This window comes from Bacillus sp. P4_E1 (assembly GCF_056401715.1).
On the sequence record NZ_JBFUIV010000008.1, the window covers coordinates 76281 to 100402 of the forward strand.

19 protein-coding genes, 1 tRNA gene and 4 pseudogenes are annotated in these 24122 nt (G+C 36.2%); 10 read left to right on the forward strand and 14 right to left on the reverse strand.

Annotated features, from left to right (window positions below; all coding sequences use genetic code 11):
- Nucleotides 1-72 precede the first annotated feature (72 nt).
- Nucleotides 73-300, reverse strand: coding sequence for a hypothetical protein (locus tag AC1DS7_RS13190; RefSeq protein WP_002086892.1), 228 nt, complete (start codon nucleotides 298-300; stop codon nucleotides 73-75).
- 283 nt (nucleotides 301-583) lie between these two features.
- On the opposite strand from AC1DS7_RS13190, the gene AC1DS7_RS13195 reads away from it, so the two are divergent.
- The gene (locus tag AC1DS7_RS13195; protein WP_215600967.1) at nucleotides 584-799 is read left to right on the forward strand and encodes a hypothetical protein; all 216 of its coding nucleotides are present in this window, start codon (nucleotides 584-586) and stop codon (nucleotides 797-799) included.
- Between the two features lie 193 nt (nucleotides 800-992).
- Nucleotides 993-1065, forward strand: a tRNA-Val gene (locus AC1DS7_RS13200).
- A 641-nt stretch (nucleotides 1066-1706) separates the two neighbouring features.
- Here the strand turns inward: AC1DS7_RS13200 and AC1DS7_RS13205 are convergent.
- From AC1DS7_RS13205 to AC1DS7_RS13235, 7 genes and pseudogenes are all read right to left on the reverse strand, one after another.
- Complete coding sequence (locus AC1DS7_RS13205) at nucleotides 1707-2948, reverse strand: ABC transporter permease (protein WP_476999032.1); 1242 nt, start codon at nucleotides 2946-2948, stop codon at nucleotides 1707-1709.
- A complete protein-coding gene (locus AC1DS7_RS13210) occupies nucleotides 2941-3840 on the reverse strand; it encodes an ABC transporter ATP-binding protein (RefSeq protein ID WP_063217401.1) in 900 nt (299 codons plus the stop codon). The genes AC1DS7_RS13205 and AC1DS7_RS13210 overlap by 8 nt, the downstream gene beginning before the upstream one ends.
- A gap of 32 nt (nucleotides 3841-3872) precedes the next feature.
- Nucleotides 3873-3941, reverse strand: coding sequence for a hypothetical protein (locus AC1DS7_RS13215; protein WP_131232464.1), 69 nt, complete (start codon nucleotides 3939-3941; stop codon nucleotides 3873-3875).
- 346 nt (nucleotides 3942-4287) lie between these two features.
- Nucleotides 4288-4651 (reverse strand): annotated as a pseudogene (locus tag AC1DS7_RS13220) (hypothetical protein).
- A 134-nt stretch (nucleotides 4652-4785) separates the two neighbouring features.
- Nucleotides 4786-4968 (reverse strand): DUF3976 domain-containing protein, encoded by a 183-nt coding sequence (locus AC1DS7_RS13225; RefSeq protein ID WP_002086895.1) that lies wholly within the window; start codon nucleotides 4966-4968, stop codon nucleotides 4786-4788.
- Between the two features lie 28 nt (nucleotides 4969-4996).
- The gene (locus AC1DS7_RS13230) at nucleotides 4997-5374 is read right to left on the reverse strand and encodes a hypothetical protein (RefSeq protein ID WP_002117153.1); all 378 of its coding nucleotides are present in this window, start codon (nucleotides 5372-5374) and stop codon (nucleotides 4997-4999) included.
- 2 nt (nucleotides 5375-5376) lie between these two features.
- A pseudogene (locus tag AC1DS7_RS13235) lies at nucleotides 5377-5493 on the reverse strand (helix-turn-helix transcriptional regulator); the annotation flags it as partial.
- A 726-nt stretch (nucleotides 5494-6219) separates the two neighbouring features.
- Here AC1DS7_RS13235 and odhA point away from each other — a divergent pair.
- The 6 genes from odhA to AC1DS7_RS13265 all read left to right on the forward strand — a co-directional run bounded on the left by odhA (nucleotide 6220) and on the right by AC1DS7_RS13265 (nucleotide 16732).
- Nucleotides 6220-9087 (forward strand): 2-oxoglutarate dehydrogenase E1 component, encoded by a 2868-nt coding sequence (odhA, locus tag AC1DS7_RS13240; protein ID WP_476999033.1) that lies wholly within the window; start codon nucleotides 6220-6222, stop codon nucleotides 9085-9087.
- Between the two features lie 129 nt (nucleotides 9088-9216).
- Complete coding sequence (odhB, locus tag AC1DS7_RS13245) at nucleotides 9217-10473, forward strand: 2-oxoglutarate dehydrogenase complex dihydrolipoyllysine-residue succinyltransferase (RefSeq protein ID WP_215588838.1); 1257 nt, start codon at nucleotides 9217-9219, stop codon at nucleotides 10471-10473.
- A 125-nt stretch (nucleotides 10474-10598) separates the two neighbouring features.
- Nucleotides 10599-12518, forward strand: a complete 1920-nt coding sequence (locus AC1DS7_RS13250) for a putative thiazole-containing bacteriocin maturation protein (RefSeq protein ID WP_016101526.1) — start codon at nucleotides 10599-10601, stop codon at nucleotides 12516-12518.
- A complete protein-coding gene (locus AC1DS7_RS13255; RefSeq protein WP_012260565.1) occupies nucleotides 12515-14464 on the forward strand; it encodes a TOMM precursor leader peptide-binding protein in 1950 nt (649 codons plus the stop codon). The genes AC1DS7_RS13250 and AC1DS7_RS13255 overlap by 4 nt, the downstream gene beginning before the upstream one ends.
- Nucleotides 14465-14486: 22 nt before the next feature.
- Nucleotides 14487-16049: a SagB family peptide dehydrogenase gene (locus tag AC1DS7_RS13260; protein ID WP_002140885.1), complete on the forward strand. Its 1563-nt coding sequence runs from the start codon at nucleotides 14487-14489 to the stop codon at nucleotides 16047-16049.
- A 92-nt stretch (nucleotides 16050-16141) separates the two neighbouring features.
- Nucleotides 16142-16732: a class I SAM-dependent methyltransferase gene (locus AC1DS7_RS13265; RefSeq protein WP_431179833.1), complete on the forward strand. Its 591-nt coding sequence runs from the start codon at nucleotides 16142-16144 to the stop codon at nucleotides 16730-16732.
- Nucleotides 16733-16763: 31 nt separating this feature from the next.
- Here AC1DS7_RS13265 and AC1DS7_RS13270 read toward each other — a convergent pair whose 3' ends face one another.
- Nucleotides 16764-17174: a DUF3908 family protein gene (locus tag AC1DS7_RS13270; RefSeq protein WP_002030461.1), complete on the reverse strand. Its 411-nt coding sequence runs from the start codon at nucleotides 17172-17174 to the stop codon at nucleotides 16764-16766.
- 159 nt (nucleotides 17175-17333) lie between these two features.
- Nucleotides 17334-18668 (reverse strand): FAD-dependent oxidoreductase, encoded by a 1335-nt coding sequence (locus tag AC1DS7_RS13275; RefSeq protein ID WP_002126016.1) that lies wholly within the window; start codon nucleotides 18666-18668, stop codon nucleotides 17334-17336.
- A 199-nt stretch (nucleotides 18669-18867) separates the two neighbouring features.
- On the opposite strand from AC1DS7_RS13275, the gene AC1DS7_RS13280 reads away from it, so the two are divergent.
- On the forward strand, nucleotides 18868-19290 hold the full coding sequence (locus tag AC1DS7_RS13280) for a hypothetical protein (RefSeq protein ID WP_002126015.1): 423 nt from the start codon (nucleotides 18868-18870) through the stop codon (nucleotides 19288-19290).
- A 43-nt stretch (nucleotides 19291-19333) separates the two neighbouring features.
- Here the strand turns inward: AC1DS7_RS13280 and AC1DS7_RS13285 are convergent, their stop codons facing one another.
- From AC1DS7_RS13285 to AC1DS7_RS13300, 4 genes and pseudogenes are all read right to left on the reverse strand, one after another.
- Nucleotides 19334-19444, reverse strand: coding sequence for a YARHG domain-containing protein (locus AC1DS7_RS13285; protein WP_080118795.1), 111 nt, complete (start codon nucleotides 19442-19444; stop codon nucleotides 19334-19336).
- Nucleotides 19434-19613, reverse strand: a pseudogene (locus AC1DS7_RS13290) (zinc ribbon domain-containing protein); the annotation flags it as partial. The gene AC1DS7_RS13285 and the pseudogene AC1DS7_RS13290, both read right to left, overlap by 11 nt.
- Before the next feature lie 149 nt (nucleotides 19614-19762).
- Nucleotides 19763-20842 (reverse strand): RNA-guided endonuclease TnpB family protein, encoded by a 1080-nt coding sequence (locus AC1DS7_RS13295; RefSeq protein WP_476999034.1) that lies wholly within the window; start codon nucleotides 20840-20842, stop codon nucleotides 19763-19765.
- 301 nt (nucleotides 20843-21143) lie between these two features.
- Nucleotides 21144-21980, reverse strand: a pseudogene (locus tag AC1DS7_RS13300) (YjiH family protein); the annotation flags it as partial.
- Nucleotides 21981-22288: 308 nt separating this feature from the next.
- Here AC1DS7_RS13300 and AC1DS7_RS13305 point away from each other — a divergent pair.
- Nucleotides 22289-24103 (forward strand): S-layer homology domain-containing protein, encoded by a 1815-nt coding sequence (locus AC1DS7_RS13305; RefSeq protein WP_215588309.1) that lies wholly within the window; start codon nucleotides 22289-22291, stop codon nucleotides 24101-24103.
- The last annotated feature ends 19 nt before the right edge of the window (nucleotides 24104-24122 follow it).

A 24122-nucleotide genomic window follows, 5' to 3' on the forward strand; every position in this document is an offset into this window, starting at 1 on the left:
ATATTCACTTTTTTTACTATATCACACTTTTACGATTAGGAACATAAATATACAACAAAAAATAAGAAGGAATTACTCTTTCTTATCCTTCTCATCAATCAATGAGTCTATTAAATTTTGACTAGCTTCCTCAGGTGTAATCTCATCTGTCATCCCCATAAACGACCAACCTTTAGAATCGACCCACTCAACGAACTCTTGTAAAAACTCATCATGCGTCACATCCACATCAAGAATCGAACCATCAATCGAAATCGTTCTATTTCTAGACACACGCATCTTAAACGTTTTTCTTACCATTACAATTATTCTCCCTCTACTCCTGAATATTTATAAATATCTTGTACTTCTTTTATACATGATTTCTTGAAAATTGTAAAAAGGATATATTGGCCAATTTGCATATTAAAAATGAAAATCTCTTATTATATAACCCTCACACTACATTCATTTAGTCATAAATTACGGAATACATCCATATAAAAAAACAAACCAACTTATATTCTATCACACTAAATGCACTTGACTTTAGTACAATCAAATGGAATATATTAGAAAACACCTTAAAATGAGGAGGAACTCCATGGCGCGTTGTACATATTGTAAAACGAAGTGGAAAGTAAAAGATGTATGGTCGATACTCGTAACATTTGAAAAAGATTGTCCGTATTGTTTCGGAAGACAATATATGTCTAATGATACCTTTCATCATGCTAACGCCGCTTTACCTTTGCTATTCTTATGTCCTTTACTTGTTGATCTAAGTGACGAAAATCCTTTAGATAACTATCGAAAATAATATAACCGCTACATTCAAAACCTACTTTCTATTCAGTTCTCTCCTTATTAATTCTCCCTTTATTCACTACTAATATACTTGCACATGCTCCCTCTTTAAAAACTTACTATAAAAATATTGTAAAATTTCAGTTAATTATATATAATTGCTTTAGCATAATTATTAAAGATGCTATTACATAAGCATTTTTTAAGATCCCGTAGCTCAGCAGGGAGAGCGCCACCTTGACAGGGTGGAGGTCGCTGGTTCGAGGCCAGTCGGGATCATATGAGAAACCCCTTGATAGTCACGGGGCTTTCTTTATGTAGCAAATCAATATATTATTTTTATAATAAATTTTTATATACTGTTCGAGATTTGATCAATATCTCTCTTTTGGTTAACGATTAATTTTTCATATGAAAATAAACTTATGATTTTAAATCTCTTATTAGATTTGAGTCAATATTTTAGACAAAAAAGCTCACTCTTAGCTAGCTTTATTTTATTTGATTTACTGCTATTTGTAATATCGTTCACCGTGATATAGCAAAGTGCGATTCTAAACTTGTAATATTCAACATGTCTTCAAAAAGCAATAAATATATCCACTTCTTTCAACTTATATTTATTTCGATTGAAACATTGCGTAAGATTCTGTGAAACTTCCAGTTCATCAATCGCTAATATTATATTTATACCATTTCCCCTACTTCTTTTCCTCAATTTTTGAGAAAGACATAAATTATATCACTCATAGCTCTGCGTTGTTCACCAGAACTCAATTCTTCACTCTCTTCTTGGGAACTTTTTAAAGTTTTCTTTAAAAAAATAGCCTAATACAATAATTTATATATAAAAATTATTGTAACAACAAAAAACTACATAGATTAACTATGTAGTCTTTTTAAATATGAATAAGCCAATCTTATTTTTTCCCTAACTTGATTGCCCTTTTGATATTACTAAATGCGCCTTTACCATATAATAATACGCCACCGCGGTAAACACGACTCGTTAAACCAATCATCATACATATTGTTGCAATTAGAATCGCTAATGCAAGCGCAATCTCCCATACTGGGATATTGAGGAATCCAATTCGAACGAGCATAACAATAGGAGTAAAGAAAGGTATATAACTAGTAATGGTAACAACCGTGCTACTTGGATTTGACATTCCATAAAGTGCGATATATAAAGCAGCAATTAACATAAATGTTAACGGCATAACAGCTTGAGAAGATTCCTCTATACGACTAATAATAGAGCCGAGTAGACAAGATAATGAGCCATATAATAAGAATCCTAATGTGAAGAATAGAATCCCATACACCACTAAAGTAGGAGCAATAGAATTAAAATCAATACTGTTTAAAATATCATTTTCCGAATCATTAACTGATGTTTTATACCCAACAGTTACGACCAAACACCAAATTATGATTTGCGTAATACCTGCTGATAATGTTGAAAATAGCTTCGCATATAAATGTTTGGTAGGCGAAATACTTGAAACAACTAACTCCATGACACGAGAAGATTTCTCTGTTGCAACATCTGTAGCTAATTGTGCAGCATACAATAATATCATTAAATAATTTAACATGATAAAGGTATTAATTAAAATCCCTACACCCTCTGTATGTTTTCCATCTTTAACCTTATCTGATATAGTTTTGGTATGAATTTCTACTGGCGTTGTTAGCACCTTTAATTCATCTTGTGATAGATTTAATTGCTGCGCGAAATTAGAAGATTGTATTTGAGATAAAATCGTTTGAACCTTACTAACATCTTGCTGATTTGTATCTGTCTCAGTTATATACGTAGCCTTTAGTTGCTTATTATCCAATTCCTCTACAACGATTGCATATGTATAATCACCATCTTTAACACCTGATTCTGCTTTTTGTTTATCCGTACTATGTTTAACATGTATCTTACTATCGACATTTTTAAACACTTGTTGAATTGTTGTATATAATTCTTCTTTTTCTGTAACAACGACAACTTGCTCTTCCTCGTTACCTACAAAATAGTTATAAATTTTTTCAAAATTCATCATTCCTATAATTAACATAGAAATCATGATTGTAATAACAATATATGATGTAGCTTTTACCTTAGATTTATAGTTTTGTAAAAAAATCGTCCAGAAACTATTCATGCTGTGCACCTACTTTCTCAATAAAGATGTCATTTAATGTAGGTTCCTCTACTGCGAATTTTTTAACAAAACCTAATTTCGTTATCTCTTTAAATAAAACATGCGAAACTTCTTCATATGAAATTTTAAGAGTAACTGCATTTTTACGTTTTTTCATACTTTCTACACCTTTTATTTCTTTCAAATGATCAAAGTCATGATCGCCAACGATTACAACATTCTTTTTACCAAAGTCACTTTTAATTTTGGCAATGTCTCCTTGAACAACAGGTACTCCTTTGTTCATGATACAAATGTGTTGGCATAACTCTTCCACATGTTCCATACGATGTGAACTAAAAAGTATCGACGCCCCTTGTTTTTGCATATCAAGAACAGCTTCTTTTAACATTTCAACATTTACTGGATCTAAACCACTAAATGGTTCATCTAAAATTAATAGTTCAGGCTTATGTATAATCGCTGTTATCAGCTGAATTTTTTGCTGATTCCCTTTTGAAAGTTCTCCTACCTTTTTGTTCAGATACTCAGTAATATTAAAACGCTCCAGCCAATAGTGAAGTTCTTTTTCTGCATCTTTACTTTTCATGTTCTTTAATTTTGCAAAAAAGTTAACTTGTTCTTTGACAGTCATTTTCGCATAAAGCCCACGTTCTTCGGGTAAATACCCAATCTTATCCGTTACATCATAATTTATAGGCTTACCATTCCATGAAATGGTTCCGCTTGATTTCGATAAAAGGCCAAGTATCATTCGAAATGTAGTCGTTTTACCTGCTCCATTCCCGCCCAAGAATCCAAAAATTTCACCTTTTGGTATCTCGATATTCAAATTATTCACTGCAACATGTTCGTCAAATTTCTTTATTAAATCTTTAATTAGTAAACTCATTATCCACACCCTTAATTCCCAAGATGATTTATTTATACAATTGTATATCCATAGTCAACAACAATATTTTGACCTCTAATGGCATCGCTTTTATCAGACATTAAAAATAAGATAACATTTGTAACATCTGAAATTCAAACAATTTCCCTATATGATATTTTTTCAATAACTTATTTCCTTCAAAAATCATTCATTACCAACAAATGTTATATTTTTCATTATAAGGTTAGCATAAGATTTAGAATAACCAATATGCAATTTTGCATATTTTAATATTTTTATAAGGTATTTCTTTGAAAAAATTTTCGTTATGTACTTTAAAACAACTTATAGGCACATTTAAGCTGCTCAATAGATAAATCATTCGTTTCTATTTTTTCAAAAGTTCCTGCTTTCCATCTCATAACGCTCACTACTCTCTATTAAAAATTTGTTTCTTCATTTATATTATAATACTTGCTTTAACATCAGCCTTACTATTCTATATTCGTCACCATAAGGTTCCTTTATGATTAATGGCGAGTAATCATTTTTTTCTTCCTCAATCATTGTGAATACTTCTGTTTTTTCTTTTAATGTATTAGATTCGCTATTGTTAGTAGGCCTTTTGCTTGTTTCAATTTCCTTCGTCACTTCGCCAAGCTTTTGCCCGACTTCTTCTGCTTTGACAGGTTCATTCGTAACGTAGTATTCCTGGCCCTCCCATACTAACATAGGTGGCACTTGTTCTCGTTTGTTACATATTATATAAGTAACAAACGAGAACAAGTAGTAGACATGTTAATAAAAAGAAGATAGCTTTTTTATTCATATACTATTCTCCTTGCCTATCATTTTATTGGATTATATAATACACAGAATAGATAGCAAATGGATTTTATGGTAATTTTTAGTTTTATTTTCAAAAAGAAAAACCTTACAAAAGTAAGGTTCCATTTTTAAATTCTATAGTGACTGATTTATTAAAACGATCATTACGATAATCGCTATAAACATAACAACTAAACAGCCGATCATTTTATAAAATCCTCGTTTCGTTAACGTCCCACCTTGAACGTCTTTACGAATAAATAAGAATACCGCTAAAAATAAAACAAGCCCCATGCCAAAAGCGTACATCATTTGCATATGTTAATCTTCCTTTCTCTTTTACATCTTAATATCTTTTAGATAAAACAACAAACGATATAAAAACTGTACTCATCGTAAGTGCCATTAATATATTCAATAGTTCAACCGCAGATAGCGTAATTACTTTTAAGTTTAAGCCGATAGAGAAAAGAAGATAGTATGCCGTTAGTGCAAAAAAACTGAAGAACATTCCTTTATAACGAATGAGTTTCATTCGCTCATCTTTTTCTTTAAATTGCGGGTGCAAGTAGCTTAGGCAAAAACACATGATCATCATTGCAAGTACTGTATAGGTTGGAATTGGCGGCGCGGAATGTGTCATTATACCTGCTAATATCATAGTTCCACTCATAATTAAAAAGATAATTCCCATAATTACAAAGTACTTTTGTGAATAATTCATCTCTATTCCTCCCCTTCTTTTCCTTCATAAATAAATACATGTTCTATCGTTGTCTGAAATGCTTTTGCAATTTCAAATGCTAACGGAAGTGATGGATCATATTTTCCCTTTTCAATTGAATAGAAGAAACTTTTTCAAATTCAGCACGTCTATTTTGAAATGAAACATGGAACAATGTATATAGCCGTTACTATATCCCCTCTCCGTTTTTATGAAAATTTAATATCTCCATATTTGTTTTATCCTTTTAAAATGTTTCATTCTGCTCTTTATCGGGTGAAATGCGCTATTGTTTTTACGTTGTTTTTCGCCATATTTATAGAAACTAACGGTTTATGAAGCATTTTTTATGTATAGCCACTTTTTTTGTAGAAATCCTTCATTTTCCTTTCGATATTTAACACTATCGAGATAAAGTTTATGGTAAATTCATAATTTTTTATTTTTTATACTATATTCCGTTATATTGTTGTATAATATCAATGAAAGCGCTTATTATTCCAATATACATAATTCGAACTAAACTTTATCAAAACATTCTGATAGTTATACTTATATTTAAATGCAACAATTATAGGTATTAATGTAGGTATACCAAATATATCCACCCCGTTTTCCCGTGAAATTACTTTATAACATGAAAGATTAACTTGGGTGATAAGTTATTGTGAATGTTTTTTTACAAAACAGATAAGTAATAGTGTTTGGTATTATGTAAATTATTGTAATAACATAAGAGTAAAGAAAAACATTTACATTGATTATTGGTTCATCAATTATTGAAAAGAGCAAAATGCACCTTTTTGTATGGAAAAAGGATTATATGCATTGGGAGGTTTAAACAAATGACGAGGAAGAATACAACGACAAACCCTTGGGCCAAGTTCCATGGTCCGAACCTTGGTTATGTTATTGAGCAGTATGATCTTTACGTAACTGGAGCAGGTTCTGTTGATCCGGAATTACAAGAGCTTTTTGAAATTTTTGGAGCTCCTTCGTTTCAAGATGATGTCGTAACAGGGGACAACACAGCAACACATTTTTCTCCTCAAAACACAGGGAACATTGAAAAGATTCTTAAGGTCGTTCAACTTGTTGAACAGATCCGTTCTTTCGGGCATACATTGGCTCACATTAATCCGATGGAAGATGCTGCAAACGGACAATCTCTTATCGAGAAAACAATGAACGAACTGAGCGATGCTGACTTGAAAGCGATTCCAGCAAAAACAGTATGGCAAGATGCACCAGAGGGTATTCACACTGCACTTGATGTAATTCATAGATTAAAAGACGTTTATACAAAATCTTTAGCTTATGAATTCTCACATATACAAGATAGTGAAGAACGCGCGTGGTTGCATCAAATGGTGGAATCAAATTCATTGCGTCAACCATTATCAAATAAAAAACGAACTGCTCTTTTAAAACGTTTAACTGCTGTTGAAGGTTTCGAGCAATTCTTGCATAAAACATTCGTTGGTCAAAAACGTTTCTCAATAGAGGGCGTTGATATGCTTGTACCTGTACTAGATGAAATTGTTTCAGAAGGTGCTAAAGGCGGCGTTGAAGATGTCATGATTGGTATGGCTCACCGTGGTCGTCTAAGCGTACTCGCTCACGTATTAGAAAAGCCATATAATCACATGTTTGCAGAATTCAAACATGCAAAAATAGAAGGTACAGTGGCAAATGCTGGCTGGACTGGCGACGTGAAATACCATTTAGGTAGAGAACAAGTCGTTGGTAATGAAGAAGTTAGCACTCGTGTTACATTAGCAAATAACCCGAGTCATCTTGAGTTCGTTAACCCTGTTGTTGAAGGTTTCGCACGCGCAGCTCAAGAGAATCGTAAAAAATCTGGTCTTCCAGAACAAGATACTACAAAATCATTCGTAATTTTAGTTCATGGTGATGCTGCATTCCCTGGTCAAGGTGTTGTGTCTGAGACACTCAACTTAAGTAGATTGAATGCATACCAAACTGGCGGAACGATCCATGTTATCGCAAATAATGCAGTCGGCTTTACGACTGATAGCTATGATTCTCGTTCTACTAAATATTCAAGCGACCTTGCAAAAGGTTTCGATATTCCGATTGTTCACGTGAATGCTGATGATCCGGAAGCTTGTCTTGCTGCTGCAAACCTTGCGATCCAATATCGTACGCTGTTCAAAAAGGACTTCTTAATCGATTTAATCGGTTACCGCCGATATGGTCATAACGAAATGGATGATCCAGCAGTTACGCAACCACAAGTGTACAAAAAAATTAAAAATCACCCAACTGTAAGAGCAATTTATGCAGATCAATTACAATCTGCTGGCGTTCTGAATGCAGATGAGGTTGAAACAATTACTCAGTTTATACAAGAGGAATTAAAGGCTGAATACGCACAAGTGCCACCAGCTGATACGAGTGCTGCAACAATTCACGTTAAAGTTCCAGAGGTTGTTGCAAAAGGAATTCAACCGATTGACACTGGTGTTTCAATTGAATCACTTCGTGCAATTAATGAAGGACTATTGTCTTGGCCTGAAGGCTTTAACGTATATCCAAAAGTGAAGAAAATTCTTGAGCGCCGTAAAGATGCTCTTGAAGAGAACGGTAAAATTGAATGGGCACTTGCTGAATCGTTAGCATTCGCTTCTATTTTGCAAGAAGGTACGCCAATTCGTTTAACTGGTCAAGATTCACAGCGTGGTACATTCGCGCACCGTCATATCGTATTACACGATACTGATACAAACGAAACATATTCACCATTACACCGTTTACCGAACATTAACGCATCATTCTCTGTTCATAACAGTCCGTTATCAGAAGCTGCTGTTGTTGGTTACGAATATGGTTACAACGTATTTGCTCCAGAAACTCTTGTGATGTGGGAAGCTCAATACGGTGACTTCTCAAATACTGCGCAAGCATTATTTGATCAATATGTTTCAGCAGGAAGAGCAAAATGGGGTCAAAAATCTGGTTTAGTTCTTCTATTACCACACGGTTATGAAGGTCAAGGGCCAGAACACTCTAGTGCACGTCCAGAGCGTTTCTTACAATTAGCTGCTGAGAACAACTGGACAGTTGCAAACTTAACGAGCGCGGCACAATACTTCCATATTTTACGTCGTCAAGCATCTATCTTAGGAACAGAAGCTGTTCGACCGTTAGTGCTTATGACACCAAAGAGTTTATTACGTCATCCACTTACGCTTTCAACTGCTAGTCAGTTAAGCGAAGGACGTTTCCAACCTGCTTTAGAACAAGAAAACCTTGGTGCAAAACCAAACAAAGTAAAACGTCTTGTTTTAAGTACAGGTAAAATGGCAATTGACTTAGCAGCAGAAATCGAAAGTGGTAAGCATGAGTACAGCCTAGATGAAGTTCATATGGTTCGTGTCGAGCAGTTGTACCCATTCCCTGCTGAAAAAGTTCAATCTATTATTAAACGCTTTAAAAACTTAGAAGAAATCATTTGGGTTCAAGAAGAACCTCGTAATATGGGCGCATGGCATTACATGGCTCCAATTCTGTTCGAACTAGCTGGGGATAAAGTGAAAACAGGTTACATTGGACGCCCGGATCGTTCTAGCCCATCTGGTGGCGATCCATTCGCTCACAAAGCTGAGCAAGAATTAATCGTTGCACACGCTTTAGATGTGAAGTACAACTTCCGTCAAGATAAACAAGAAATTGAAGTTTTCAGCAACTGAAAGTAACAATGAGTTTTTCAGGCTTGGCTGTGGCAGATAGTCTGCCTCAGCCAGGCTAACAAATGGAGATTACCGAAGATTAAAGAAGACAAAACACACCGTTAGGCAAATAAGGGGAGGACATTTAAAATGATCGAAATTAAAGTACCTGAGCTTGCAGAATCTATTTCAGAAGGAACTATTTCACAATGGCTTATCAACGTAGGCGACAAAGTTGAGAAAGGTGGCAGCGTTGTTGAGCTTGAGACTGACAAAGTCAATGTAGAAATCATTGCAGAAGATTCAGGTATTGTATCGAAGTTACTAGGCGAACCTGGGGATACAGTTGAAGTTGGCGCTACTATCGCAATTTTAGATGCCAATGGCGCAGCAGCTGCAGTAAGCACACCAGCACCACCTGCTGAGCAACCAAAACAAGAAACTACTGAAGCACCGAAAGCAGCAGCTCCAAGTGCTGAACAAAATAAAGCGTTGCAAGGTTTACCAAATACAAATCGTCCTATCGCATCACCAGCTGCTCGCAAAATGGCTCGTGAATTAGGAATCGATTTAAACGAAGTACGTAGCACAGATCCACTTGGACGTGTGAGACCACATGATGTACAAGCTCACGCTGCAGCGCCAAAAGAAGCACCAGCTGCTCCAAAACAAAGTCCGGCTCCAGTTGCAAAAACTGAATTTGAAAAACCAGTTGAGCGTGTGAAAATGTCCCGCCGCCGTCAAACAATTGCAAAACGTCTTGTAGAAGTTCAACAAACATCTGCAATGTTAACTACATTTAACGAAGTTGATATGAGTGCAATCATGGAATTACGTAAAGAACGCAAAGATGCTTTCGAGAAAAAACATGATGTACGTCTTGGCTTTATGTCATTCTTCACAAAAGCAGTTGTTGCAGCATTAAAACAGTTCCCATTATTAAATGCTGAAATTCAAGGCGATGAGCTTATCATTAAAAAATTCTATGATATCGGTATTGCAGTAGCAGCTCCAGATGGATTAGTTGTTCCAGTTGTACGCGATGCTAACCAATTGAACTTCGCTGAAATTGAAAGCGAGATTCGTAATTTAGGTCTGAAAGCACGCGATAATAAACTTTCATTAAAAGAGCTACAAGGTGGTACATTTACAATTACAAACGGTGGCGTGTTCGGTTCTCTAATGTCGACACCAATCCTAAATAGTCCACAAGTAGGTATTCTAGGGATGCATAAAATCCAAGTACGTCCAGTTGCGATCGATAACGAGCGTATGGAAAACCGTCCAATGATGTACCTTGCACTATCTTACGATCACCGTATTGTTGATGGTAAAGAAGCAGTTAGCTTCCTTGTTGCTGTTAAAGATATGCTTGAAGATCCAAAATCATTATTATTAGAAGGTTGATAGATTATTAATCTATTAAAGGCTGTAGAATGAATCATTCTACAGCCTTTTTTCATTATGTTCATATGGGACAAATCACACTACATATACTAATAATGTATGCCTAAAGCGTAAGGGGGATAAACATGAATAACCTTCCAGTTCATGCAAAACTTAAAGCAAATAAGGATACTTTCTTCCTCCCCGATTCAAACGGGGGTGTTTACTTTCGAAATAATTCCAGTTCATTCCGTATGGATGGTGATGGAATTTATGACTGGATTGAGAAATTAATGCCTATGTTTAACGGTAATCATTCTTTGACAGAAATAACCGATGGTCTCCCTCTCCCCTATCAAAATCGTGTATTTGAAATTGGAGAGATTTTATATGAAAATGGTTTCATTCGTGATGTAAGCCAAGATGCTCCCCACGAATTAAACAGTGCATTACTCGACAGATATGCTTCGCAAATTGAGTTTTTAGAAGCTGATTCCCATTCAGGCGCTTTAAAATTCGAAACGTACCGCGCAGCAAATGTGCTTATAATTGGTTCTGGCGATATGCTTACTTCCCTAGTTTCTTCTTTATTAGAATCTGGTTTACCTACATTTCATTATCTTGTTACAGATCGTGCTGAAACAAACTACAATCGAATTCATGAATTAAGCGAACGTGCATATGCAAATGATGACAATGTACTTATTCAAGAAATAGATATTACAATTGATCGCCCTTTGCATGAAGTATTCGAGCCTTTCGACTGGATTTTATACGTTTCCCAAAATGGAGATATTGAAAGTTTAAGAGCAATCCATACTATTTGTAGAGAGTTTAAGAAAAATTTCATACCAGCTATGTGCTTATCAAGAATTGGTTTAGCTGGACCCGTCGTAACCGCAGACCGTGAAGAATGCTGGGAATCAGCTTGGCATCGTCTACACGAAACTACTTTACAAAGTGAAAATCCACCTGAACCTTTCTCACCAATTGCATCTGCAATGTTAGCAAATGTTATCGTTTTTGAGTTATTTAAACATGTCGCTGAAGATTCACATAGGCAGCCTAATCCTCAATTCTTTTTATTAAACTTGGAAACACTTGAAGGAAAGTGGCACCCTTTCATAAAACATCTTCTCGCAACCGATGAAATCTTTACAATTGATACGGTGCAAAATCTTCAAGAAAACCTTGCCCAACGTTCCGGACAATATACTTCAACTGAACTTTTTCGTTTTTTTGATACGTTAACTTCTAAAGAAGCTGGCATATTCCACATGTGGGATGAACAAGATTTACACCAATTGCCTTTATCACAGTGCAATATTCAAGTTGCAAATCCATTATCAGACGGACCTACCTCTCCCCTTCCTACTATAACTTGCGGTGGATTAACTCATAATGAAGCACGCCGCGAAGCTGGTTTAACAGGGGTTGAAACATATGTAGCTGAAATGATTCATCGTCTTATCCCCGAACATACTGATATCGGTATTGGCGCTGGAGAAACGATGACAGAAGGTGTATACCGAGCACTCCAAAAACATTTAAATAATAAGTTATACGAACGCCAATCACATATGCTAGAAGAGATTACAGAGCTTGATTTAACCGAAATTCATGATAAACATTGTAGGTTTTACTACGATGCTCTCTCTACAATTCATGAAATACCTAAAGTAGGAATGAGTGAGGAGTTACTTGGTTTTCCTGTCGTTTGGATCGGTATTAATGATAGATGGTATGGTGCGGCAAATATTAATATAACACTCGCATTAAGAAATGCTCTGCAACAGGCACTCCTTCATATTCAAAATGAAGAGATTCCTTATAAAGCTAATATGTTACCGGAATCATCCATTGTTTTATATAGTACAGATTCTGTTAGAGTAGCAATACAAGAAGAGGAAGAAATTCCAGGCGTACAGTCTTTACAAGTTGCTTTGCAAAATTTAGCGGAAAACAACTTGTATCCATTCGTTTTTGATTTAGCTATTGAGTCATTTTTAAGAGACAGCTTAGACGGTGTATATGGAGTATTAATTGCAAAGGAGGATGACCAATGACTCAAAACATACTACTTATAGGAGATGGCCTACTCACAGACTATGTACATGAGCAATTGTGTAAGCAATATTCACTCATCCGCCAGCATACAATTACAGAAGCTCTCCCTGAAAACATTCATCTTGCTCTCGTTTTACATGACGGGTCTCCTTCTTCCGTACATCATGATGCTGAGCTTATCTTTCGCTCAAATAATATTCCGTGGCTTCGCGCGTTTACTTCGTTTGGTGAAGGTATTATCGGTCCTTACGTGAAGCCTCTTACAACTGGATGTTCCCACTGCGCTGATGGACGCCGGTTTATAGCTGGCTTTGATCAAAGAGAAATGTGGGAACTACAACGAAAATATGCATTAAAAGCAGATAACGTGACGAGGCGTGATGTACGCGCCACCCAAAATGGAATGCTACAAATGTGCCAGCTCATTCATGCTGAAACAGAGAAAATATTAGCACATGGATATTCTTCTTTAGAAAACGAACTCATTTTACTGGACTTACAAACGTTACAATGTACCCGGAATTCGTTTCTTCCAGACCCTCTCTGTCCGGTATGCAGCAATTTGCCTGACGATACAGCAGATGCAGCGCAAATTTCTTTACAACCAAGTTTGAAAACGAGTACTGAAACGTATCGCTGTCGTTCCATTCATGAGCTAAACACATTTTTAACGAGAGACTATTTAGATTACCGGACTGGTATTTTAAACGGCCAAATGCAACATTCTTTATTACCGTTTGCTGATGTCATTATAAACATGCCGTTACTGTTTGGAAATGAAGGTGTCGCGGGCCGGACTCATTCATTTTCACTTAGTGAAGCAACCGCTATTTTAGAAGGATTAGAACGCTATTGCGGTATGTCGCCTCGTGGGAAAAAAACAAATGTACATGGCAGTTTTCGTGAGCTAGAAGATGTTGCACTGAATCCCCTCACACTTGGTGTACATACAAATGAACATTACAATCGTGATAGTTTTCCATTTAAGCCGTTTGATCCTGATTATGAGCAAAACTGGGTATGGGGATATTCTTTATTACAAAGCAGGCCCCTTCTAGTTCCAGAATCAATCGCTTATTATAGCCTTGGTCATAGAGATGCTTTCGTGTATGAAACATCAAATGGATGTGCCATTGGTGGTAGTTTAGAAGAAGCAATTTTTCACGGCATTTTAGAAATTGTAGAGCGTGACGCCTTTTTGCTCACTTGGTATGCCGAATTACCTCTTCCCCGTCTCGATCTTAGTTCAGCCAATGATACTGAATTGCAACTAATGTTGGAACGCTTACGCACAATTACTGGATATGAATTATACGTTTTCAACGCGACGATGGAACATGGTATTCCGAGCATATGGGTCATTGCGAAAAATACAAGGCAAGATGGTATGAATCTCGTCTGTGCTGGCGGCGCACATATGGAACCAATTCGAGCTATAAAAAATGCAATTCATGAAATAGCGGGCATGTTACTTATAACAGATGAAGAGCTTGAACAAAAAAGAGAGAAATATGAAAACTGTTTACAAGATCCATATCTTGTTTCGCAAATGGAAGACCATAGTATGCTGTATGGATTGAAAGAAGCGGAAGAACGTCTTCACTTCCTTTTACGTGATGATGCTCCGGTGCAAACGTTCCAAGAAATGAATGCATTACAATCATTTGATATGGATTTAACATCTGATCTTCATCAACTTTTAAACAGGTTACATCAATCCGGCCTTGAAGTAATTGTTGTAGATCAAACGGTCCCCCTTATAGAAAAGAACGGCTTACATTGTGTAAAAGTAATTATTCCAGGCATGTTACCGATGACGTTCGGTCACCATCTCACTCGGGTTACAGGACTGGATAGAGTGTATACCGTACCGATGACACTTGGATATTGGGCTGAGCCTTTAACGAATGAAAGTTTAAATCCACATCCGCATCCGTTTCCATAATTCATAGTGAGGGGGAAATTTGATGCAACCTGATACTTTTTTACATCATCTCCATTTTTCTATTAATGAAATTATGTCGTCCGATAAAGAGATTGACTGGGAAGACGCACCACTTCCTTATAAATTATATCGAAATTTACCAGTAATCCCTCTCTCTTTAGAAATCCCATTAACTTTGCGGAATTCTTCTACTAAACCTAACTTAGAGGAAATCGGTCATTATCTTTGGTACTCATTTGGTTTAACACAATTATGTCAGCCTACTACCAACCTAGAAAATAATAAAACAACGACTCTATTTCGAAGATTCATCCCTTCTGGGGGTGCTTTATATCCGAATGAATTATATATGTATTTAAAAATTGATCATTATCCAGACGGCATTTACCATTACGACGCCGCGCATCACCGTCTTATCTTACTTCGCGAAGGAAATTTCGATTCTTATCTTACAGAAGCACTCGGCAATCGTTGTAACGTACATTCTTGTTTTGGTGCTGCATTTGTATCCACTATGTTTTGGAAAAACTTCTTTAAATACAATAACTTTTCGTATCGTCTTCAAGGATTAGATAGCGGTGTTCTAATCGGTCAATTACTTGAATGCGCAAAACAATTTGGTTATACAAATGGTGTATATTTTCAGTTTCTAGATCGGGCAATGAATCATTTACTTGGACTGTCAGAAGGTGAAGAAAGTGTGTATGCTGTTATTCCTTTAAGTACAGAACCGAATACAGATTGGTTTCATGATGATCATCGTAAAAATAAAACTATTACTTCTCATGACTTGTTGCAACAAATCCCGCCGTTAACACATGAGCATTTCGTTCGCTCAAAATATGTAGATGAATATCCGATGATAAAAAAAATAAACGCGGCTTCTATGATTGAATCAACAGAACACTTCCAAACATTTACCTGTGAAGAACGACAACAATATAGTGCACACGCTATGCAGCTACCTAAAGTGGAACGTTTATCATATGATTTTTTACAACTTTGTAAAAAACGATATTCACCTGATTCTGACTTCATTTTAACGAAATGGGATGCAGCCGAGCTCGCTACTTTACTACAAGAAGCGAGCCTCTCCTTCCCTTATTACAACGACCTTGATGGCAAATATTTAAATGAAAACGCACGAGTCTCACTATATGGATGTTTTTATAACGTAAAAGACATAGAAAACGGCGCTTACGCTTATAACAGTAGGACACATTCCATACAGCCAATTCGGTACGGAGACCTTCGTTATTCTCTGCAATCCAGTATGACGATGGATAACGTAAACCTTTTTCAAGTACCACTTTGTCTACATGTAATCGGAAATAAAGATTACTATAAAAACAAATTAGGTTATAGAGGATATCGCATTCATCAAATGGAAGCTGGCATGCTCGTTCATAAACTCGTTTTAGCTGCGACAGCTATGGGGATGGGCGGGCACCCTTTACTTAGTTTTGATACAAATTCATGTGATCAGTTGTACGGGATAGATGCTGGAAATGAAACTTCACTCATTCAAATTCCTGTTGGGGCTTACAGGGCGCGAAATTGGCTAAAAGGGTCCTTGCATAATTAGAAGCACGCCGATTAATGGCGTGCTTTTTTTAAAGGAGTTAAATTATTAAAAGCGAAATAAATACATATTCTTATATAAAAGGAGAGTTTGAATTGAGTATTTTACAAAGATTAATCGAGCAAGCGAAAAATCCTCGCGGGACAATTGGTTCCTCTATGCTTTGCATTATGAATGCTGCGCATACGAGACTAACAAATTGGGCTTTACAAAAAATACATATACGTGAAAATGCAGTTATTTTAGATATTGGTTGTGGGGGTGGTAAAACCATACAGACTCTTTCAAAACAAACTCCGCTTGGGAAAATATACGGGATCGACTACTCCAATCAAGCTGTTGAAAACTCAAAGAAAGCAAATATGAAGGATGTCAAAGCAGCGAAAGTAATTATTCATCAAGCAAGCGTCTCCTCTATTCCATATCATCCGGACTTCTTTGATCTCATTACCGCTTTTCAAACCCACTACTTTTGGCCTGATGTTGAGAATGATATGAAAGAAGTATTTCGCGTCTTAAAACCGAATGGCTCCTTTTTACTAGTCGCTGAAACTTTCAAAATCCAATATCATATGGATAAATTTAAGACGACCGAAGAATTAGTAAACCTTTTTTATGAGACGGGATTTACAAGCGTGAAATGTTACGAAGAAAGAGGGTGCCTTTGTTTAATAGGAAATAAGTAAAAAAACAGACCTTTCAAGGTCTGCTTTTTTACTAGATTACTTTAAAAATACTCTTAATTTGTCTTGCAAATAACCAGTTTTTCGTACCGTAGTTATCATTTAGACTATCTAAATTAATAGCTTTCCCGTTAGAAAACTTTAGTTCTAACGTTGTATTTTTGTCATTTGTTTTTAAGTTGCTATTTGTAATGTCATCATACTTTAATTTTTCAATCTCAATATACTCTTCCTTCTCTTCTCCGATAACGACGTGATCTTGGAAGAAGAAGAATACTTCTACTTTCTTACCGAAACAAAATACGTTTTTCGTATAAATTAATGTCGCGTTATCAAGTCCGACACATACTTCTTTCATCTCTTCAACAACGTTTCCTAAGTCTTCTTCGTTTCTTGCATTTGATTCAGCAATCCATTCTTCGATTGTATTCATGTTAATTGCCATACTGTGCCCCCTGGTTCGTTCATTGCTTTATTAAAAAATAAATACTATATGACAATATAAGCGATACGTACTATGTTTTCAAGGGTGAACGGTATATTCAAAATAAAGTGAAACTTTATTTATTCCCCTTTCACAAAAAAAATAGCACTTAAAAAAGTGCTATTCCGCTCTCCTTGCTGCTTGTTGAATTGGATCCCAAACGCTGTTATATGGTGGTGCGTAACTTAAGTCGACATCTTCTAAATCGTGAATACTCATTTTATTGAAAAGTGCCATCGCGATAACATCAATACGTTTATCTACGCCCTCTTCTCCAATTACTTGACCGCCTAATAATTGTTTCGTATCGGCGTGATATAGTAATTTCAAGTGAAGTGGCGAAGCACTCGGGTAATAGCCCGCCATATTTGTTGAATCTACTTTGACCGTCTTATACGGGATGTTTAGCCCTTTCGCTTCTTTTTCATTTAAGCCTGTTCTTGCGAGCGTCAGATTCATAAATTTAATAATGCCTGTACCTAACGTACCTTTGAATGCTCTGCGTTTATCAACCATGTTGAGTCCGGCAAGTCGCCCTTGTTTATTCGCAGTCGTTCCGAGCGGGATATGGTCATGAATTTCCTTTATAACATGGTAATGTGTTGCACAATCACCAGCAGCATATACGTCTTTCACATTCGTTTGCATATAAGCATTTACTTCAATTGCACCTTTATGGTTTTTACGTATATTTGTCCCCTCAAGAAAATCAGTATTTGACTGTACACCGACAGATACTAAAACGAGATCAGTTTTATACGTCCCTTTATCCGTCTCCAGTTGTTCTACTCTTTCTTTTCCTTTAAACGCTTTTACATTTTCATTCGTTAAAATTTCAATATTATGTTTATCTGCTTCTTTATGTATATATTCCGCCATATCGGCATCATAAATTGTGCCAATATGATCGTTTCGCTCAATCATTCTTACTTTCTTACCAAGTTCGACGAATGTTTCTGCCATCTCTAGTCCAATTGCACCGCCGCCAATAATAGTTACAGCCTCAACTTTATTCGTTTCTAGCGTTTTTAATATGCGCTCAGCATCCGGAATTGTTTTTAAAAGATGAACGCCTTGCAAATCTCGCCCTTCCCATTCTGGCATAACAGGACGCACTCCAGTCGCAATTAATAAACGGTCATACGGAAATTCAAAAACATCTTTCGTCTCCGTATGCTCTGCGTACACCATTTTCTTTTCCGTATCTACTTTCGTTACTTCATGACGTACTTTCGCATCAATTCCATATTTATCACGAAACGTCTTTACATCGCGTGCAATTAACTTTTCAGTAGAAGCAATAACACCACTAATCACATACGGTAATCCGCACTGAGCGTATGAATAGATTTCACCTTTTTCTAACGTTACAACATTTGCAGTTTCATCGTTTCTAACAATTTGCATTGCTGCACTCATACCTGCTGCATCTCCGCCAATAATGACATAGTTCACTTTACCACTCCTTCTTTTTTACATACTCTTTACGATTTCCATATTTTATAGAAATAACACCTACTTCCATTGTAAAGAAATAGAATTCTATCTACAAATTTGGTGCACAAACCTATGCATGAATAGGTATCCGTCGTGTCTTATAAACAAGATGTTTAATATGCTATAACAGTAACTATTGAAAGTAGGTGAAACATACATGTGCGCCGGCCTTCTCGCTCAAACTCCAGAGGAACCGCAAGAACCGAAAGCCGCCATGCCACTTGATCAAGAATTTTCTATTAACGTAACATTATACAGCGCTCGTGCTTGGTTATCTAATGATGAGACTTTCGCACAAACGATTTGGAAAGGCTCTCGCTTTGCTTCAGCATCACACGCTGGCAAGTCCATCTTACCAATCGGTACTGTTAAAATTGTAAACTTATCTGATGATACAATAACAGTTACTGCCTCATCAGAAAAAGATGATACTCTCAAAATAGTCGTACCCCCTCGTTCTGAAGGTGTTTTAACATCTAGTGCATTATCTGATGTGCAAGCAAGTACATCAGGAGGAGCAAGCAAAGTCACATTCCTCTTTCACATCTTTTTCTCAAGGGATCCTGGTCCAGCTAAATAACCATAGAAAAGGTACAGCTATGCACTGTACCTTTTTCACGTGTTTATTCTCTTGATTTGATCAATTCAACATTATAAGTTTCAATATCTGTTAGCTTTCCTGTAAAATACGGATTTTCTCTATACCAAGACTGTTTTGAAAAATACGCTTGCATATCTTTCGTTTGAAAGCAACGTCGTATAATACGTCTTCGCTTTCAATTTATACCGATCAAATAAAAAGAAATACTTCCCGTCTTTCGTTAACGAAAAATCTGTTCTTTCGATTCCGTCCCCTCGTTTTTCACCTTGCCTCAAATATTCTTTCAATTCATTCACTTGAGACTCCCACGACTAAAGTCGCAAGCCCGAATCCTTATGGAATTACGGGTGGGATTCTTGAATGACTAAGCGTTCGCAGTCCATTTCTGTTTTGAACAGCCTTCAAGATGAGGGCATCTCATTGCCCCTCCTAAACCAGACCATATAGGTGCTTAGGCTGATTGACTGTTACCATCAATCACAGTTGCATAGCGAATATTCATCGCCCCAACGATATCACGATGTGTCTCAAATCCACATGGACACTTGTATTTTCTGTCTTGTGCCTTATTCTTTTCAGCACATTTTGGACAGCTTTGACTTGTATAAGCCGGATTCACATATTCAACCTGAATATCAGCTAATATCGCTTTATATTCAATAAATTTTGACAAACGATAGAATGACCAAGTGTGTAGGTTTTTTTCGTTTTTACGGCTTGTTCTTGCCGTCTGTCTTATATTCGTTAATTGTTCTAATCGAATGACAGAAATATGATTTGCAATCGCAAAATTAATGATTTCACGACTTATTTTATGATCTTTATCTTGCATCCATCTTTGTTCTTTATCATCCAATCGCCGAATCGCATTCACTTTTTTTGCTTTTCCTAATTTCTTACGAATACACCGAAACTTACGCTTCTTACATTTGTTTTGCCTACCATTTCCCAAAAAACGAATCTTATCATCATCTGTGATTGCTACCGCGGGGACCTTGAGACCTAAGTCTACTCCTAAAATCTTCGTCCCTGCTTTTTCATTTGTATGAAGCGTGACAGATATTTGGGCAATCCATTTATTCGATTTCTTTGTGATGCGAAGTGTGCCTAACTTATGTTTTAACAAATTCAAATTGCGATTGTTTTTATCGATTAATAAAGCGCGGACCTTTAAACGAGTGGACTTTCCATTTACCTTAAACGGGATTGAAATATGAGTGGCGTCAAACGAATAATTTTGATTGTTCCATATACAAACAGGCCTCTTTAAAATCGGAATGATTTTATAATGGCTTTTCTTTACTTTTGTAGCAAACAAACTTTTCGCGTCTTTGATTGCTTGATTCTTCACCGCACTTGGGATATTTGCTTCGATATCTTTTGTGCTTTTTTTCGTACTTTTCTTTGCTTCAACCATTTCTGATACAAGTGTATTTATGACTTTGATATATTCTTGGCTACTTTGTTCCAATAAACGGATTTGCTCTTTTGTTGGAATCAATTTCACTTTCACTGTTAGGGTCTGTGACATACGTTTCATCCTCTTGTTTTTTGATTTTCAACATCGTTCATTTGATACATTTCTAGCAATAGAAACAAAATGAGAACGTGTCCATAAACTTTACAACTACATGAGATGAGGAGATTTTTCTCTCAAACACTTTGAAACGTACTTCTATCATCATTGATTCTAGTTACAATGTATCATTTACTTTCGAAAAATTACAACAAAAAGACTCGAAGAAACTACCTATACTTTGGATACTTAAAGTACCACAAACCTTGCAATTTTCAGTGGCACTCCGTATCCAACCTCACTTTCATCCCATGCCTAAAGGCGATGGGCTTTCTCGTTCGGAAAGGGCTGTAATATATGTATCTGGTTTTCTACTAAGAGGCGGGATTCTTACGGTGATAGCGGTCACGATGAATGTTACGATAAGCGTAGTCCAAAAATGCATATTCCATAAGTGCATTATATCTAGTGTTTTTGCGATGATGATCATAAATGTTGCGGATACTGTTGAAAAACCTGTTGCGATAATTGCTGCTTCTTTCGTCGTATACTTTCCTTCTTTATAAACGCGGTTAGTAATGAGAAGTGCAAGCGAATAACTTCCAACAAACGAAGCAACCGCATCGATTGCTGATCGCCCAGGTGTTTTCCATAACGGTCTCATAATTGGACGACAAAACGTGCCGATAAACTCAAGCAATCCGTATCCGACTAATAACGCTAAAAATGCTGAGCCAATTGGAACGAGTAAACTTACTGATATAACTAACTTCTCATACAAAAACGGTCCAACATCTGGCGTAAAGAACCAAGCTGGTCCTACTTTCAAACAATATAATATGCCAAAAACAACACCTACTACTTTTAAAATAGAAAAACAAATGTCTACAATAGATGCATTCCATTTCTTCGTATAAAATGGATAAATCGCACCAATTACCATAACAAGCAGTGCATAATAAGGTACTACCGAAGGAACCGTAGCTCTTATCCACGATACGATATGATCAATCATAATAGACGAAGCACCGTTTATCGTAACTGGTACGAAAAACATAAACACACCTACTAAACTTGCGAGTATAAACCGAAGTATAATCCCCCTCTCTCGCCCTGTCTTAATTACATTACTTTTTAATTCAATTTCATTCAAAATTCGACACCTCATATTATCTAAATATTCTGTATAATTATATTGAATTCCTCCTTATTAATCGAAAATTAAACAAGTAATGCTCTTACTTTTTCATTGTCAGCCTCCAAAAATTATCATATAATGTTCTTCAGGAATGTTACATATACACACTTAAATCATATGATTTGTAACCATTTTATTTCCTTTTGTCAATTTATTCATTAAATTAACATACATAAAGTGAAACTTTAATCAGTGGGGGGTATTCATCTCCCACTGATTATTAGCCCGCAAATAGCGGGATAAAATAGAAGGAGAATGTAAAATTGAAAACAATAAAAATAACTATGGCAAGCGCGCTGCTTCTTGGCGCTCTCATCGCTCCATCTAGTTCTTTAGCTGTGAGTGAAACTGTAACACAAAAAAATAATGCGCAATTGGAGATTTACGAAGACGAAGACGATTACTACTATCAGTTTCCTGATGTTATGGGCTGGGCAAAGCCGTCCGTTGATTATTTAGTAAAGAAAAAAGTCTTATCTGGCTTACCAGACCGTACATTTGGACCTAATCTTGAAATCGATAGAGCTTCTGCCGCAATTATCATGGCAAAAATATTAAACTTACAAATAGACGCTTCAGCTAAGCCATCATTTAAGGACTCTCAAGACCATTGGGCTACTCCTTATATTGCTGCAGTTGAGAAAGCTGGGATTATTAAAGGAGTAGGTAATGGGAATTTCAATCCTTCTGGAAAGCTAACGAGAGCTGCTATGGCTTCTATGCTTGCTCATTCATATAACTTAGATAAAAAATCTACTGAACTATTACCTACTGTATTTCAAGATTTAAAAGGTCACTGGAGTGAAAAGTCGGCCAATCTTCTTGTTGCTCTTGGTATTTCAGCGGGTTATGGTGGTAGTCATTGGTATCCAGATAACACTATTACCCGTGCAGAAGCTGCAAGTTTAGTTGCCCGCACAGACCAATCGAAAGATAAAGAAATTAAATTAAAGCAAGTTACTATGAAACAAAATTATTTTATTTATCCTGAATCCTCTCTTCATTCAGGTATACTTGCTGAATATGCACCACAAACCGTTACTGTATTTGATGAATCTGAAAACGGATGGATTAAAATTGCTACGGATCATGGGTTAAAGTGGACACCATTACAAGAAAAACAAATGTATATTGATATAAATTTTGTTACCTTTGATAGACCGTCAAGAACAGGATACGTGGTTGGTAAGTATCCCCCTCAAACTGTAACAGTCGTTGAAGAAAATAGTATCTGGTTAAAAATTCGCACTAGCGAAGGTCTTCAATGGATGAATCCATACTTAAAAGAGGGTGAAGGAAAAGAACTAACATACATACCGAGAGAATTTTTCGCTTACGATAGCCCTAGTTTTTCTTCTAGAGTATCTGGAAAATATGCTCCACAAGGTGGCATAGAAGAATTAGCTAAGAGAGATGACGGATGGGTACAAATTCGTACAGATAAGGGGCCAAAATGGGTAAATATGTCTTATCTCTTACGTCCAAAGCTTCTCTTAAATGTTCCTGCCATTAATCAATTACCGGAACTACAAAAAGGAAGTACAGTTGTTTCACTGCAAATGCTTTTAGAATACTACACAGGACGTTCATTAAATAAAGTAGAATTTGCTAATCAAATGCCATTTGATACAACGCGACAACAGATTAATGGAGATGGAAAAATTACAGTTTGGGGTGATCCAGACATTGGATTCGTTGGTGACGTAAGAGGAATAAGATATGGTTACTCTATTAACCCAGCACCATTGAAACAATTACTCGATAAGCATGCAAGAGGTACAGATTTAACAGGACAGGATTTCTCTGTATTAGAAAGCTATGTACGTAATGGTAAACCAGTTGTAGCGTGGGTAGGGAACAGAATAACTGCTCCGCAACTAGAACACACTTGGCAAACACCTCAAGGAAAAACCGTAAATGGATACAGAAATGCACATACTATTATCATAACTGGTGTAGATGATCGTAACATTTACTATAATGACCCGTTAGAAGGTAAAAAAGACCAACCAATGGTAAAATCCCGATTTGAGCATAGTTATAATCAAATGGGTAAAAAAGCTTTAAGTATCGATTAATAAAAAAGCCTATTTTGAT

Coding starts and splice junctions, on each gene's coding strand:
- AC1DS7_RS13260 (WP_002140885.1), top strand. CDS start 14,487: ATGCAACCTGATACTTTTTTACATCATCTCCATTTTTCTATTAATGAA.
- AC1DS7_RS13295 (WP_476999034.1), bottom strand. CDS start 20,842: ATGTCACAGACCCTAACAGTGAAAGTGAAATTGATTCCAACAAAAGAG.
- AC1DS7_RS13255 (WP_012260565.1), top strand. CDS start 12,515: ATGACTCAAAACATACTACTTATAGGAGATGGCCTACTCACAGACTAT.
- AC1DS7_RS13190 (WP_002086892.1), bottom strand. CDS start 300: ATGGTAAGAAAAACGTTTAAGATGCGTGTGTCTAGAAATAGAACGATT.
- AC1DS7_RS13270 (WP_002030461.1), bottom strand. CDS start 17,174: ATGGCAATTAACATGAATACAATCGAAGAATGGATTGCTGAATCAAAT.
- AC1DS7_RS13205 (WP_476999032.1), bottom strand. CDS start 2,948: ATGAATAGTTTCTGGACGATTTTTTTACAAAACTATAAATCTAAGGTA.
- AC1DS7_RS13250 (WP_016101526.1), top strand. CDS start 10,599: ATGAATAACCTTCCAGTTCATGCAAAACTTAAAGCAAATAAGGATACT.
- AC1DS7_RS13285 (WP_080118795.1), bottom strand. CDS start 19,444: ATGCAAGCGTATTTTTCAAAACAGTCTTGGTATAGAGAAAATCCGTAT.
- AC1DS7_RS13280 (WP_002126015.1), top strand. CDS start 18,868: ATGTGCGCCGGCCTTCTCGCTCAAACTCCAGAGGAACCGCAAGAACCG.
- AC1DS7_RS13195 (WP_215600967.1), top strand. CDS start 584: ATGGCGCGTTGTACATATTGTAAAACGAAGTGGAAAGTAAAAGATGTA.
- AC1DS7_RS13225 (WP_002086895.1), bottom strand. CDS start 4,968: ATGCAAATGATGTACGCTTTTGGCATGGGGCTTGTTTTATTTTTAGCG.
- AC1DS7_RS13230 (WP_002117153.1), bottom strand. CDS start 5,374: ATGAATTATTCACAAAAGTACTTTGTAATTATGGGAATTATCTTTTTA.
- odhA (WP_476999033.1), top strand. CDS start 6,220: ATGACGAGGAAGAATACAACGACAAACCCTTGGGCCAAGTTCCATGGT.
- odhB (WP_215588838.1), top strand. CDS start 9,217: ATGATCGAAATTAAAGTACCTGAGCTTGCAGAATCTATTTCAGAAGGA.
- AC1DS7_RS13210 (WP_063217401.1), bottom strand. CDS start 3,840: ATGAGTTTACTAATTAAAGATTTAATAAAGAAATTTGACGAACATGTT.